Here is a 14,078-nt window from a genome sequence, read left to right on the forward strand (position 1 = left end):
GAAAACGATGTGCGATAAGAAGGAAAAGCAACTCGAATTGGATAAGCGCTATCTCAGGATGGCGGCCGTATGGGCGGAAAATTCGTATTGCAAGAGACGCCAGGTTGGGGCACTGATAGTAAAGGATCATATGATTATCTCTGACGGATATAACGGTACGCCATCTGGTTTCGAGAATGTTTGCGAAGATGAAAACAATGTCACCAAACCTTACGTTCTGCATGCGGAAGCCAATGCCATCACGAAAGTGGCCGCTTCGTCGAACAGCAGTAAAGACGCGACGATCTACGTCACCTCCGCCCCTTGCATCGAATGTGCCAAGCTCATCATCCAGTCTGGCATCAAGCGGGTGGTGTACTCCGAAAAATACAGGGTGGAAGATGGTTGCAACCTATTGCGTCGCGCAGGTGTTATTATAGATTATATAGAAATAAACGATTAAAGATACGTTTTATGGACAAGAACAGAAGGTTGGCCGTATGGTTGCCTGTGATTATAGCTTTGAGTGTTGCTCTCGGGATCTTTGTAGGGAATCATTACCTTAGACTGACACAGGGAAAGAGACATATTTATTCCAGTGGAAACAAAATCAATGCCATCCTCGACATTATCGACGAACAATATGTCGATACCGTCAATATGAAACAATTGGTGGAAGATGCTATTCCTAAAGTTTTCAGCGAACTGGACCCGCATTCCGTGTATATACCGGCAAAAGACGCCCAAAGGGCAAATGAAGACCTGGAAGGATCGTTCAGCGGAATCGGCGTTTCCTTCAACATGCAGACCGACACCATCTTGGTCATCAACGTCATTCCGGGCGGCCCGTCCGAAAAGGCCGGCTTGAAGCCCTTCGACCGCATCATCACGATCAACGACTCCCTGTATGCCGGCAACAAAAGCGACCAGGAAGTCATCATGAAAACCCTGCGCGGAGCGAAGAACAGTACGGTCAAGTTGGGCGTAAAACGTAAAAACGAACCGGAGCTGTTGTATTTCGACGTGACGCGCGGCGATGTCCCCGTCAGCTCGGTGGATGTGTCTTACGAGGTAAGCAAGGGGATCGGCTACATCAAGGTAAGCAAATTCGGCCGTACCACTTACAACGAGTTCATCACGGCAATCGCCAAACTGAAACAGGCAGGCTGTACCTCCTTCGTGATCGACCTTCGCGGCAACACGGGCGGTTATATGGATGCCGCCATCAATATGGTGAACGAATTCATGCCGGAAGGCCGCCTGATCGTGTACACGGAAGGGAAGGCGTTCCCGCGCAACGACGTCTATACGAACGGCACAGGCACTTGCCAGGATGCTCCGATAGTAGTCCTGACAGACGAATTCTCGGCCTCCGCCAGTGAAATCTTCTCCGGGGCTATCCAGGACAACGACCGCGGGCTGATCATCGGCCGCCGTACTTTCGGCAAAGGCCTGGTCCAGTCGCCGATCCAGTTAAGCGACGGCTCGGAAATCCGCCTGACGATCGCACGCTATTACACGCCGTCCGGACGTTGTATCCAGAAAAAGTATGAACTGGGTAAAGACAACGAATACGAGCAGGACATCTACCAGCGCTTCATGCACGGCGAATTCGACTCGGCCGACAGTATCAAGCTGAACAACAGCGATAAATACGAGACCGTGATGGGACGACCCGTTTACGGCGGCGGCGGTATCATGCCGGATATCTTCATTCCGCGTGACACAAGCGGCGTGACTTCTTACTTCTCCAACGTAGTCAATTCCGGTACGCTGAACCTATATGCACTCGAATACTCGGATCGCAATTACGACAAGCTGTCTTCTTTCAAGACCTATCAGGATTTGTACAAATACCTGCAACAGCAACCGCTGCTTTCCGATTTCACCAACTATGCCGCAACGAAAGGGATTAAGAAACGTCCGCACCTGATCGGCATATCAGGCAAACTGATCGAGAAACAGCTCCAGGCCTATATCGTCCGTAACTTCTTCGACGAAGCGGGCTTCTATCCCATATTCCAGAACGATGACATCACGCTGAAACATGCCATCAAAGTTCTGAACGAAGGGAAATCATTCCCGACACCTGAGAACAAAAACAATACATCCGATGGAATTGCACAAAGCCAAACAAACGCTTCGAGAGGATATGGCCTCCTTAAAGAGATCATATACGAAGACTACATTGCTGGATCTTTCTGCTAAGATAATGGAACGGTTGGAAGAGACGGATCTCTTCCGGCAGGCTTCCTGCATAGCGCTTTACCACGCCATTGCGGGCGAGGTGCAAACGGCCGGCCTGATCGAAAAATGGTATCGGGAAAAGAAATTATTGCTCCCTCTCGTGGAAGGAGACGACCTCCGGCTGCTCTTGTACGCAGGAAAAGAATCACTCAAGGCCGGTGCTTTCGGTATTCCGGAACCGACCGAAGATTGCGTGGCCGTACCGGAAAGCGAAATAGACCTGATCATTGTTCCGGGCGTGGCTTTCGACCGCGAGCATAACCGCCTCGGACGGGGAAAAGGCTTTTACGACCGCCTGCTCTCCACACTGAACGTTCCCAAGGTCGGAATCTGCTACGATTTCCAGCTGAAAGACTGGATACCGGTCGAGCCGTTCGACCGGAAAATGGACCTGATCGTAACTGAAAAAGAAATACTCTGATTCAGATCTTATCCGTCTGCAACAGTTCCATGACTTTGGCATCCGCCCTGGCTTTTATTTCCGGCGTGATGCTATCCTTTACGATTTTCAAGACAAGGCCCATGACGGCGACATCGTCGGTAAACCCGATCACCGGAAGAATACTTTCCGGAATCAAGTCGAACGGCAGGATAAAGTAGCCTAAAGCACCTATGATATAAGCCTTGTGTTGCAAGGGGACGTTCTTATCATGCAGCAGATAATAGAGTTGGAAGACAGGACGCATCACGGTCGCACCGACCTTCTTCGCGATCCGCCGCACTTTCTGCCAAAATTTATTCTCGGAATAGTACGTGCCATACTTCTCCACCTCATACACCTCTTCAAAAGGAACTTCTTCTATCTTTCTTGTATCCATAACGAGTCAATTCTTTTATCTGATAACTATATCTTGTATAACTGCCGAACCGGCATAATCGTTCAGGCTCTTCACCAGCCGCTCCCGGCACAATACCAATTCACTTCTCAGGACGGAGGAAGTGAGGGAAACATACAACACTTTGTCCTTTACATATATATTGCGCGTGTACTGTGCGACCATCGGCCCCAAAATCTCCCCCCAAGCCCGCTGGACACGGATTTCCAGTATCTTCGCACGCAACCCGGCATTGTCTTCAAAAAACTCCCGGATCGCATCGCCCAACGTCTGTGCATTCCGGTGCATCATCCTGCTTCCTCCATCGGTTGGACTTCGCCCTGTTCGACCCTGAACAGAGCGTAGCCGTGATCGATCGATTGCAGGATGGCGTCCAGGTATTTCCGATTCGTATCGGTGATGAAGATCTGCCCGAACTGGTCGCCGCTCACCAGCTTGACGATCTGCTCCACCCGGTCGGCATCCAGCTTGTCGAAAATATCGTCCAACAGAAGGATCGGACGCGCCTGCCCCCTGCGGGAAAGGAAAACGTACTGGGCCAGCTTGAGGGCAATCAGATACGTCTTGTTCTGTCCCTGCGAACCGACACGGCGGATCAGGTAGTCGTTCAGCGTCATCTCCAGTTCATCCTTGTGAATGCCGGTCGAGGTATAACCGAGTATGCGGTCGCGCTCCCGGTTGGCAGCCAGCATATCCGCCAGGCTCCCCTTCTCCAGCTGGGAGATATAGCGCAGGCCGACCTGCTCGGTCGAACGGCAGATCGTCTGGTAATACTCGTTGAAGATCGGAGTGAAATCGTTTACCAGCATCTGCCGCTTCTCGTACACCATCCGGCCGTACATGTCCAATTGCATTTCCAGCACTTCATAGAGGGAGGCGTCGGTACACTGGTCCTTCAGCAACGAATTCCGCTGGAGCAAGGCCTTATTATATTGTATCAGCGCATGCAGGTAGGGCTTGTCCTGCTGCGAAATAATCACATCGAGAAAACGGCGGCGTTCTTCGCTCCCGCCCTGTATCAGTTCAGAATCGGCAGGCGAAACCATCACCAACGGCAACAGGCCGATATGCTCCGACAGTTTGTCATACTCTTTCTTATTCCGCTTGAACTGTTTCCGCTGCCGGCGGCGGATGGCACAAAAGATCTCCTCTTCACGTCCCTCATAGTCATAGTTACCTTGCAACACGCACATATCCTGGCCGTTGTTGATCAGCTGGGAATCGGGCGTGTTGATATGGCTCTTGCAAAAAGAGAGATAATGCACGGCATCCAGCAGATTGGTCTTCCCCATTCCGTTATTCCCGAAAAAACAATTTATCTCGGGAGAGAAAGAAACTTCTGCCTGGAGAATGTTTTTATAATTGAGTATAGAAAGCTTTTTAAGTATCATCCGCACTATATTAGTCGCACAAAATTAAAAAATATACTTCTAAGTATAGATTTTCTCAGTAAAAAAAACTACTTTTGCGACTTGAATTGCCACAGGCATAAAACAGTGATAAAATAATAACAACTATAAAAACATTATGGCTACTAAGGAAAAAGACACCAACAAGGAGTTAGAGGTCGAAGAAATTGTTTCGAAATCGGAACAGTTCATTGAAAACAATTCAAAGAAAATCATTTACGGTATTATAGCACTCGCTCTCGTTGTTGGGGCTGTTTTGGGCATCAAGCACGGATATCTGATTCCGCAGGAGAAGAAAGCCGCAGCAGCTATGTTCAAAGGCGAACAATATTTTGCCAAAGACTCTTTCAACCTGGCATTGAACGGAAACGGTGCGGACTATGAAGGATTCGAAGCGATCATCGACCAATACGGAAGCACATCGGCCGGTAACCTGGCAAAAGCTTACGCCGGTATCTGCTATTTCAAGATGGGCGAAAACGAAAAGGCATTGGACCTGTTGAAATCTTTCAGCGGCAGCGACGATATGATCTCTCCGGCTATCACAGGCCTGATCGGTGACTGCTATGTAAACATGGGCAATGTAAAAGAAGGCATCAGCTATTTCGAAAAAGCAGCCAAGCAGGCAAGCAACGAAGTGATCAGCCCGACTTACCTGAAGAAAGCCGGTATCGCTTACGAAAGCCTGAAACAGTATGGCGACGCAGTTAAAGCATACACCACTATCAAAGAAAAATATTTCAATTCGATGGAAGCTTCCGATATCGACAAATATATCACGCGTGCTTCCGCTTTGAACAAATAATACGTATATAAATAGTATAATTCATATAAGAGGATGTCTCGTCAAACAAGGCATCCTCTTCTTTTAAGAACAAGAATATGGCAACAGCTTATCAAAATTTATCGGAATACGACTTCAACAGCGTTCCTGACGGATCGGAGGTGACTGTCGGGATCGTCGTAGCGGAATGGAACAAGCACATCACCGAAAAACTACTGGAAGGGGCCTGCAACACGTTGGAAAAGCATGGCGTCAAAGCCGAAAACATATATGTAAAACGAGTACCGGGAAGTTTCGAACTGACTTTCGGTGCAAAAAGGATGGCTGAAACAAAAGAAGTGGACGCCGTCATCGTTTTGGGTTGCGTCGTGAGAGGGGACACTCCTCATTTCGATTATGTATGTTCCGGCGTTACGCAGGGGATTACGGAATTGAACCTGATGTACGATATTCCGTTCATTTTCGGTCTGTTAACGACAGACACCATGCAGCAGTCCGAAGACCGTGCAGGCGGCAAGTACGGAAACAAAGGCGATGAAGCGGCAGTAACCGCTCTTAAAATGGTAAATTTTTCTGCCTAAACGCTTGCAGGTTTCAAAAATAGTCGTACCTTTGCACTGCAATTGAAAATAACGGGGGCAGTTACCAGAGTGGCCAAATGGGGCTGACTGTAACTCAGCTGGCTTTCGCCTTCGGTGGTTCGAATCCATCACTGCCCACTTTCTTTAATTTGCGGAAGTAGCTCAGTTGATAGAGCATTAGCCTTCCAAGCTGAGGGTCGCGGGTTTGAGCCCCGTCTTCCGCTCTCAAGAAGAGGAAAACCGAAAGGTTTTCCTCTTTTTTTATATCCTTCCCTCTTTTCATGTACAAAATAATATTACCTTAGCTACGTGTTTACTAACTATAAAAACAAGGATATATGAAAAAGATGAAATGGATGTGTCTACTACTGGCTACATTCCTGCTGACAAGCTGCGGAACACTTATGCAGCCCTACCAAATGGACAGCAAGATGAAAGACATCGAATTAGGCATGACCAAAAAGAAAGTGATCTCCATATTGGGAAAAGATTTCGAATCGGCGGGCGCCCGCATGACCTCCGAAGGGTCGGTCGAGACCATCAGTTACAAGACTGCTTCCATGACTGAGAACACGGAAGGATATTACTTATTAAGTTTCAAAGACGGAAAACTGATCGAGTGGTTTAAGGAAAAATATCCGGTACACAATCACCAGCACTAATTGGAGCCAACCACAAAGCACAAATAAGGCAGATGCCTCTGGGCATCTGCCTTATCTCTTTTACGGTTATACACCTTTTTCGATACATGCACCCGGTTGAAACTGACCGGATGACCGTGGTTCTCAATCTCCGCTTCCCTACTTCCTCTTCGGTTCGCCTTGATGTAATCCATTAACGAATCTTTCTTTTTTGCTTTCATACTGATAAACGTTTAACGAGACAAAGATACGAATAAAATCAGATCATGTACCAACAGTAGGAAATGTTTAGAAACACGCCCATCTTCCGGCTTTCTACACCCGGATGTTGCCGCTTCGTACATCCGGATGTTCGGGACGGCTACACCCGGATGTACAGGGTATCCCCACACCAACTACCTGTAATTAAGATCCTTGACAAGGATAAAAGGACTATTTCTATCCCCTCAGCATCGATAGGGTGTGATAGAGGTGTGATACAGGAGTGATACAGGAATCCGGCATGTATCACTCCATGCACAACATGTTTATCAATGCTTACAAGACAATGTGTGATAGAGTGACAGAGGATCCCGCAAAACCGCATGTAGATCCGGCCTCACCTTTTGCCGCGATAAATCATCTTTTATCATTCATATCTCGTAAACTTTAGATACATTTGAACCCACAAATGATCTAAGGCATCATAAGACGGATAAATGAATAAAGCTGTAATAGCCATCGACTCTTTTAAAGGCTGCCTGACCTCAGAAGAGGCAGGGATTGCGGTAATGAAAGGCATCAAAGCCATCTTTCCCAATTGCGAAACCCTGCTGTTTCCGATCGCCGACGGAGGCGAAGGTATGTTGGACATACTTATCTCCGCGACAAAGGGGAAATACCGGACCCTGCCGGCACACGGCCCCCTGATGGAACCCATGCAGGGCCGGTACGGCATTTCGGGCGACGGGCAAACGGCTCTGGTCGAGATGGCGGCCGTCAGCGGCTTGCCTTTGGTCCCCGAAGAAAAAAGGAATCCGATGCTGGCGACAACTTATGGGACGGGGGAACTGATTCTCGATGCCCTCGAACAGGGTTGCCGCCGTTTTATAGTAGGTATCGGAGGCAGCGCCACCAATGATGCCGGGTTAGGGATGCTGCAAGCCTTAGGGTTCCGCTTCCTAAACAAACGGGGGGATCTGTTGGGGACAGGCGGCAGGATTTTGTCGCAGGTTGCCTCCATCGACACCTCTGCCGTGCATCCGGCTTTAAAGGAAGCCCGTTTCACGATCGCCTGCGATGTACATAATCCTTTCTGCGGACCCGAGGGAGCGGCTTATGTCTTCGCCCCGCAAAAGGGAGCCGATGCGGAGATGGTCAAAGAGCTGGATACCGCCATGCAGGCGCTTTCACGGGTTATCCGGTCGGCTACGGGCAAAGACATTTCGGATGTCCCCGGAGCCGGGGCAGCCGGAGGAATGGGTGGCGGCTTCCTCGCGTTCCTGAACGCCGAGTTAAAACCGGGCATCCGCCTGCTGCTCGACATGCTGGACTTCGGTAAGAAAATAAAGGGGGCCGACCTGATCTTCACCGGTGAGGGACGAGCCGACCGGCAGACAGCGATGGGAAAAGTGCCTTTCGGCATCCTGGAAGAGTCCCGGAAACAGAACGTCCCCGTCATCGTACTGGCTGGAAGCATAGAAGATACGGATCGGATGAACCGGGCCGGCTTCCAGGGGGTATTCTCGATCACACCCGGCCCGGTCTCCCTGAAGGACGCGATGGAGCCGGAGTTTGCCGCAGAAAATATCCGCAGGCTGGTGACTCAGATTTGTTCGGTAATCCGTCCGTTTAGAAATTCTTCTTCTCGTCGATAATATATTCCGGACGTGCTTTGATCTCGTCAAACAAGATGCCGACATATTGTCCTAACACACCGACCGTCAGCAATTGGACGCCGCCAAAGAAAATGACCGAAGTCATGATGGAAGTCCAGCCTGTTTCGGCATTACTGAAGCCGTATATCTTGCCTAAGGTAAACCAGACGGCCAGCACGATGCCGACCAATACGGCGATAAAGCCCAAGCTTGTCGCCAAGCGCAACGGTTTCTTGGAGAAATAAAGCATGGCGGTGGTGGCAAACTTCCACATTTTGCTGAACGGGTATTTCGTTTCCCCGGCGATGCGTGCCTCCCGTTCATAATAGAAAGGAACTTGTTTGAAGCCGACCCAGCTGATCAGTCCGCGAATATATTTTCCCCGCTCCTGAAAACGGTCGAACTGGTCCATCACCTTGCGGTCTATCATACGGAAATCGCCTGTATCTAACGGGAAATTCACATCACTCATATAGTTCAGCATACGGTAAAAGGCTTTCGCCGTCACTTTCTTGAAAAGCCCTTCCCCTTCGCGGGACTTGCGGACGCAATAAACCACGTTCGCCTGCTCCTTTTCCTGCAATTCGAGAATGGATGGGATGAGTTCGGGAGGGTCTTGCATATCTGCATCCAGGATGACAGCCAGGTCGGCATCGCAATTGTTGATACCTGCCGTAACAGCCGGCTGATGCCCGAAGTTACGGGAGAAATGGATCACCTTCACCTGCCGGTCGGAAGCCGCGATCTCGTCCAGCATCAGACGTGTCCGATCCCGGCTGCCGTCGTTGATATAGATAATTTCCGTTAAAACAGGGAGCTTCTGCAACGCCTCCCGTGTACGCCGGTACGATTCGGCAATGACCAACTCCTCGTTATAACAAGGGACTATGACCGCAAGTTTCTTCATCTGCATTAAGCCTTAAACGTATAAAACTTATTCATGATAAAATTAATCACCGTGTAAAAAGCCATTGCTATCAATTGGTTATAATAGGGGTCGATCGACAGGCATGGATTCAGGACATACACTAAAAGCCCCAATTGCAACAGATAACACACTCCGAACACGACCCCGAAACGGACGGCACTGCCGATCCATCCGGCAGAGCTTCGGAATGTCCATTGCTTATTCCATATAAAACTATTCAATACGCCTGCCACATAACCGACCACATTCGAAACGACATCCGAACATCCGAACAACTTCATCATGATCCAGATGACGGCGGCGGTTATCACCGTGTTACTCACTCCTACTATACCATATTTAATGGCTTGCTTGACTGTTTCCTCCATTCTTATTTATAATCTCTTCCACTTCCTCGGCCGACAGCTCCTTCACGTTCGTAATCGTGAAAATCTGCGAAAGGAAGTTCCCATACTGGTTACATTCGTTGATCACCTTGTCCAGCGTCTGCTTGATATCTGCCCGGACCGGGATCAGGAAAACCAGCTCCATATGTTTCTCACCTATTGTCAACCGCTCGATTTCGCAATCCGCCTTTTCCAGCGAATAGGGAAATTCACGTTCGATCACTTTCTTCTGATACTCCAGGAACGGTTTCAGTTCATTCGCCAGAATCAGCACATAAAAACGCAACTTCTCCCCTTTTCCTCCCAAACCGGTAGAGATATAGATCTGCTTCTCGTCCGACAGTTCGGATTCCAGAGCGATACGGCTTTCCATCAAAGCCATATAAGCCCAGTCCGCCACATCCGGGTCCGGAGCCTGGGCATATCCTTCCAATATCCTGTATGCTTTTACCTGCCGTGAGGTTGCAAGCATAGACAATACATACTTCTTATGTTCCGTAGTCGATTCGGGATCGTCCAGACTTTCCTCGAAAACCGAAAAATCCATTTTAGAAATATCCGGCTTATCCTGATCTTTCCTGATCTTTTCCGAATATTTAAAATACTCCATCTGCCGTTCTACGGGTACACGCTGTTCTAATATATGGAAATGTCCGTCAATCTTACTAAATGAATCCCGGAACTTCTTGAAAATATCATTATCCTCTTTCATAAAGCCTGCTTTTTAGTTTTGTACATATCCAATAAACAAGAAACTAAGACAAATGTAAGGCTTTTTCGCGATAAATAACTTATCACAAGGATAAAAACAGGATATTATTATGCCCCGGCATAAATAAGGAAGCCCAAGCCGATCACAAACAGGACGAACATTCCGGCATTCAGATAATCCGAAGAACGCGGAGCTCCCCTGAATTCATGCCATACCAGAATTCCCCAAAGTGCGGATACAAGCGTCGCCCCCTGCCCCAGACCGTAGGAAATGGCGGCCCCGGCTTTTTCCGAAGCGATCATACTGAAAGACTGGCCGATACACCAGATAACGCCTCCCAATATACCCACCAGGTGCGTCCTGGCATTCCCCTTGAAATAACCGGAGATGGAAACCGGCTCACCTTCCACCGGACGCTTCATGGCAATCGTATTGAACAGGAAATTACTAATGAACACGCCTAAAGAGAAGATAAACACAGCGGTATAAGGTGTCAGCTTGCCCGGCGCGGGCTCTGCAAAATTGTCCAGATCCATCGAAGCCGCAACAAAACGGTAGAAGAAAGCCATGATCACACCGGCTGCGATAGAAATAAAGATACCCTTTCCCGACACTTTTTTCGAACCGACCAACGCTTTCTTATAAGCCAGCCCGTTCAGCAGGATGGCAACCGTGATCAGGGCTACACCGATAAAGATGTACAAAGGTTCCCCTTTTGCCGCCCCGAAATAGTTGACCAATACGCCTAATACCAACGCCAGCCCGATCCCGACCGGAAAAGCCACCGACATGCCGCAAATCGCAATAGCCGCCGACAACAGGATATTGGCTGCATTAAAGATAATGCCACCCAGAAAAGCGCTCCCTAACGACCCCATATCGGCTTGTGCCAGGTTAGGCAGGAAACTCTGCCCCTCGGAGCCGAAACTACCCAACGTAAAAGCGGAAAGAATGGAAAAGAGCAACACTCCGATCACATAATCCCAATAAAAAAATTCATACCGCCAGGTCTTCGAGGCCAGCTTCTGTGTATTTCCCCACGATCCCCAACAGAGCATTGTGACAACGCAAAACAGGATCGCCAACGAATAATCTTGTACTATAAACATAACTTTCTTATTTTGAAACAGGTTGATGCATCATATAACTTTCAATCAAAGCAGCCATTTCCGCCGCCGGCACTTTCTCAATCAGGCGAAGATCCCTGCCTTTTCCGTCCGGTGTCCAGCTATTGGCGCCTTCATCATCCACGACACGGAATATCCCGCGCTCAACATTGTAATAGGGTTCATATCCTTTGACGGCCACCAGCACAGCCGTGAGATCCCAGCTCATCCGACCGTCCGGATCGCCTTCGGCAAAACAGAGCGAATAGGCGTCTTTCACCGGGCTGTCCTCCACATCCATCTGCACCAGCTTCTTCCCGGTAAAGATCACATTCCCGATTTCAAAACCGCTGAATATGATTTCCGTAGGCCATTGCTCCGCCACCATACGGGATGCCGGGGTATCGCAATAGACATTAAATTCCTTCCCATCGGGAAACAAACCGGCCATCGAAACCACCCGTTTCACCTTCTTTGCGACCAGATCACGACCAGAAAGCGGACTGAACTCGTCACCTCCGGAAAGCAAAAGGTCTTTCAGGTTGGTGAAAAAACCGATCGTACAGACTACAACGCTGGTATCCGGCTGCATGCTCAAAATCCGGCGATAGACCTTCACTGCATCCGGGGCATCCGAGGTTTTTGCCGTTTTATGCGGATAACAGGCCGGAAGCTCTTCAGTCCACTTTGTCTTATGCCAGGTTGTCAACGAAGCGCCTCCCTCGCTTTTCGGGGCACCGACAGGGATGTCCGGTCGGTTGAAATAGGTGTTCAGCACTTCTATGCAGGGTACGACGTGCTCGTCCTTATTAGACGAAACAGTCGCTAAAATGTTCACTTGTCCGCTATCTGCCAACGCATGCATCAGAGCCATCGCACCGACATCGTCATAATCCGGCCCCAAGTCCGTATCCAATATCAGGTTGACAGGTTGCACCGTTACTTCTTCCGGAGCAGTAGCAGCCGGTCTTCCGGAACAGGCCGCCAGCAAAACAGCCAAACAGGTAAAAAGAATCGATTTCTTCATGTTATTGAATTTATGGGTGAACAACTTGAAGAGGACTGTCGGAATAAACCAACGCCTCGTTAAAACGAACGGATGCACCCGCCACCGGGTTCAACCATTTGAATGTAAAGATATGCTTTCCTTTCGGAATTTGGTATTTCCAGAACAGATCGTGCCTGCGTGTCCTGGATGCAGCCGGTAAATTTGCCGTTTCGACAAGTTCGCCATCCATATACATTTCCACACGGGCCACATATTCTTCGTCGGCAGCACGCACACGACCTTTAAATACGATCCCGGTTCCGTCAAGCACGACCTTGCCGACATCGGCAACTTCCCGATTCACATGGATGCGCCCGACCGGATACAATCCTTCGAAGCCTTTTTCCAGACGGACCGGGACAGGTGCTTGGCAGGCAATCGTCACGTCCTCATCTCCCACTGTTCCGCCATTTCTTTCGACCATTTGCAAGGCTTGTTTAAAAGACATTTCATACGTCCGGGTCAACGAGATATCCGTATAGGCAAAGTTCATATCCTCCACCTCTTTGAGATTTCCCATCCAGTATTCCGGTATCCGGCTATAGCCCAGAACCGTACCTAAAATACCGGCAGCCGAAGCCGGGTTGCAATCCGAATCCTGGCCGCAACGGGTCGCTATATCCATCGTCTTGAAGAAATCTCCATCGCCATACAACAATCCGATCAGGATATAAGCGCTATTAATGACCGCATCGATATTGAACGGAACGAAAACTCCGTCCGGGCAACCGATATCCTCGCTCCACTTCTTCTCACACTCGAACCAGGTACGTTTCCAGTCATCCGGAAACTCGGCATGCCAACGGATCACGTCCTGCATGCATTGGTAATACCGGCTTTGCTCCGGTATCGTTTTCAAAGCCTCAGTCACGATAAATCCGATATCATCCGAGATAAACGCAAGCGAATACATCGCCCCGACATATACACCACCATACCAACCATCGCCATAATTCATGATATGCCCGATCTTGTCGGATATTTCAGACGCGGAATTAGGCATACCCGGAGACATCAGCCCGGAATAATCGGCCTCTATCTGATAGTCCAGATCGTCTGCATGCGGATTGTTCAGCCAATGGCCGGATGCAGGCGGCATGATCCCCTGCAAGATATTATAACGGGCCGCTTGGTTCGCATGCCAGAGCATATAACCGGCACTGGCAAAAGCCATGGCAAACGAATCGACAGGAGCATCCAGCCCCAACCGGTCGAAGACGTCCACAAACGTCAGGTCCATATAGACATCGTCATACAAACCTGGCGAGTTTTCATACCACCACCTCATATATCCGTCTCTCCAGGGAATCGGGACATATTCCTGTATCATCGTCCCGTTATACTTGAACTCTGTCGGTCCTCCATAGGTACAACCGATCGTTTGTCCTGCCCATCCCCCTTTTATCTTATCCAACAGTTTTTCACGGCTGATGGTAAATGATTCGGGAAGAGTCGTCGTTTTTTGTCCGATCGGTTGTTGCGAACAGGAGACAGTTCCTAACAACAAAAAACCTCCCAAGACATGTAATATTGCTTTTTTCATATTTATAAAGAATAAGATTTAT

Annotated in this window: 17 protein-coding genes and 2 tRNA genes; 9 read left to right on the plus strand and 10 right to left on the minus strand. The window is 49.0% G+C overall.

Going from position 1 to position 14,078, the window contains the following annotated elements; all coding sequences use genetic code 11:
• Positions 1–7 precede the first annotated feature (7 nt).
• Genes RDN79_RS02890 through RDN79_RS02900 form a run of 3 tightly spaced genes read left to right on the plus strand, consistent with a single transcriptional unit; the run spans position 8 to position 2,647 of the window.
• Positions 8–442, plus strand: a complete 435-nt coding sequence (locus tag RDN79_RS02890; protein WP_298551461.1) for a dCMP deaminase family protein — start codon at positions 8–10, stop codon at positions 440–442.
• 11 nt (positions 443–453) lie between these two features.
• On the plus strand, positions 454–2,187 hold the full coding sequence (locus RDN79_RS02895) for a S41 family peptidase (protein ID WP_298551463.1): 1,734 nt from the start codon (positions 454–456) through the stop codon (positions 2,185–2,187).
• Complete coding sequence (locus RDN79_RS02900) at positions 2,132–2,647, plus strand: 5-formyltetrahydrofolate cyclo-ligase (RefSeq protein ID WP_298551465.1); 516 nt, start codon at positions 2,132–2,134, stop codon at positions 2,645–2,647. The genes RDN79_RS02895 and RDN79_RS02900 overlap by 56 nt, the downstream gene beginning before the upstream one ends.
• 1 nt (position 2,648) lies before the next feature.
• Here the strand turns inward: RDN79_RS02900 and RDN79_RS02905 are convergent, their stop codons facing one another.
• Genes RDN79_RS02905 through recF form a run of 3 tightly spaced genes read right to left on the minus strand, consistent with a single transcriptional unit; the run spans position 2,649 to position 4,453 of the window.
• Complete coding sequence (locus RDN79_RS02905; RefSeq protein ID WP_298551467.1) at positions 2,649–3,044, minus strand: YkvA family protein; 396 nt, start codon at positions 3,042–3,044, stop codon at positions 2,649–2,651.
• Between the two features lie 15 nt (positions 3,045–3,059).
• Positions 3,060–3,353: a DUF721 domain-containing protein gene (locus RDN79_RS02910; protein WP_298551468.1), complete on the minus strand. Its 294-nt coding sequence runs from the start codon at positions 3,351–3,353 to the stop codon at positions 3,060–3,062.
• Complete coding sequence (gene recF / locus RDN79_RS02915) at positions 3,350–4,453, minus strand: DNA replication/repair protein RecF (protein ID WP_298551470.1); 1,104 nt, start codon at positions 4,451–4,453, stop codon at positions 3,350–3,352. Before recF ends, RDN79_RS02910 begins: the two co-directional genes overlap by 4 nt.
• A gap of 136 nt (positions 4,454–4,589) precedes the next feature.
• Here recF and RDN79_RS02920 point away from each other — a divergent pair, with 136 nt between their 5' ends.
• The 5 genes from RDN79_RS02920 (at position 4,590) to RDN79_RS02940 (ending at position 6,498) form a co-directional block, all read left to right on the plus strand.
• Positions 4,590–5,276 (plus strand): hypothetical protein, encoded by a 687-nt coding sequence (locus RDN79_RS02920; protein WP_148478805.1) that lies wholly within the window; start codon positions 4,590–4,592, stop codon positions 5,274–5,276.
• Positions 5,277–5,353: 77 nt separating this feature from the next.
• Positions 5,354–5,836, plus strand: coding sequence for a 6,7-dimethyl-8-ribityllumazine synthase (ribH, locus tag RDN79_RS02925; RefSeq protein ID WP_008148823.1), 483 nt, complete (start codon positions 5,354–5,356; stop codon positions 5,834–5,836).
• 55 nt (positions 5,837–5,891) lie between these two features.
• Positions 5,892–5,974: transfer RNA gene (locus tag RDN79_RS02930), tRNA-Tyr, on the plus strand.
• 13 nt (positions 5,975–5,987) lie between these two features.
• Positions 5,988–6,060 (plus strand) — tRNA-Gly (locus RDN79_RS02935).
• Positions 6,061–6,174: 114 nt separating this feature from the next.
• Complete coding sequence (locus RDN79_RS02940; RefSeq protein WP_298551475.1) at positions 6,175–6,498, plus strand: hypothetical protein; 324 nt, start codon at positions 6,175–6,177, stop codon at positions 6,496–6,498.
• On the opposite strand, the gene RDN79_RS02945 is transcribed toward RDN79_RS02940, so the two are convergent.
• Positions 6,495–6,698 (minus strand): hypothetical protein, encoded by a 204-nt coding sequence (locus tag RDN79_RS02945; protein WP_298551477.1) that lies wholly within the window; start codon positions 6,696–6,698, stop codon positions 6,495–6,497. The genes RDN79_RS02940 and RDN79_RS02945 overlap by 4 nt on opposite strands.
• A 477-nt stretch (positions 6,699–7,175) precedes the next feature.
• Between RDN79_RS02945 and RDN79_RS02950 the strand changes: the two genes are divergently transcribed.
• On the plus strand, positions 7,176–8,333 hold the full coding sequence (locus RDN79_RS02950) for a glycerate kinase (protein WP_298551479.1): 1,158 nt from the start codon (positions 7,176–7,178) through the stop codon (positions 8,331–8,333).
• Here the strand turns inward: RDN79_RS02950 and RDN79_RS02955 are convergent.
• The 6 genes from RDN79_RS02955 to RDN79_RS02980 all read right to left on the minus strand — a co-directional run bounded on the left by RDN79_RS02955 (position 8,308) and on the right by RDN79_RS02980 (position 14,056).
• Complete coding sequence (locus RDN79_RS02955) at positions 8,308–9,240, minus strand: glycosyltransferase family 2 protein (protein ID WP_298551481.1); 933 nt, start codon at positions 9,238–9,240, stop codon at positions 8,308–8,310. The genes RDN79_RS02950 and RDN79_RS02955 overlap by 26 nt on opposite strands.
• A gap of 5 nt (positions 9,241–9,245) precedes the next feature.
• Positions 9,246–9,629: a GtrA family protein gene (locus RDN79_RS02960; protein ID WP_298551483.1), complete on the minus strand. Its 384-nt coding sequence runs from the start codon at positions 9,627–9,629 to the stop codon at positions 9,246–9,248.
• On the minus strand, positions 9,601–10,359 hold the full coding sequence (locus RDN79_RS02965; protein WP_298551484.1) for a hypothetical protein: 759 nt from the start codon (positions 10,357–10,359) through the stop codon (positions 9,601–9,603). Before RDN79_RS02965 ends, RDN79_RS02960 begins: the two co-directional genes overlap by 29 nt.
• Before the next feature lie 107 nt (positions 10,360–10,466).
• Positions 10,467–11,468, minus strand: coding sequence for a GRP family sugar transporter (locus tag RDN79_RS02970; protein ID WP_298551486.1), 1,002 nt, complete (start codon positions 11,466–11,468; stop codon positions 10,467–10,469).
• A 7-nt stretch (positions 11,469–11,475) separates the two neighbouring features.
• Positions 11,476–12,492, minus strand: a complete 1,017-nt coding sequence (locus RDN79_RS02975) for a nucleoside hydrolase (RefSeq protein WP_298551488.1) — start codon at positions 12,490–12,492, stop codon at positions 11,476–11,478.
• A gap of 10 nt (positions 12,493–12,502) precedes the next feature.
• Positions 12,503–14,056, minus strand: coding sequence for an ADP-ribosylglycohydrolase family protein (locus tag RDN79_RS02980; RefSeq protein ID WP_298551490.1), 1,554 nt, complete (start codon positions 14,054–14,056; stop codon positions 12,503–12,505).
• Positions 14,057–14,078 lie beyond the last annotated feature (22 nt).

This window comes from uncultured Parabacteroides sp. (genome assembly GCF_902493135.1).
In the GTDB taxonomy this organism is placed as follows: domain Bacteria; phylum Bacteroidota; class Bacteroidia; order Bacteroidales; family Tannerellaceae; genus Parabacteroides.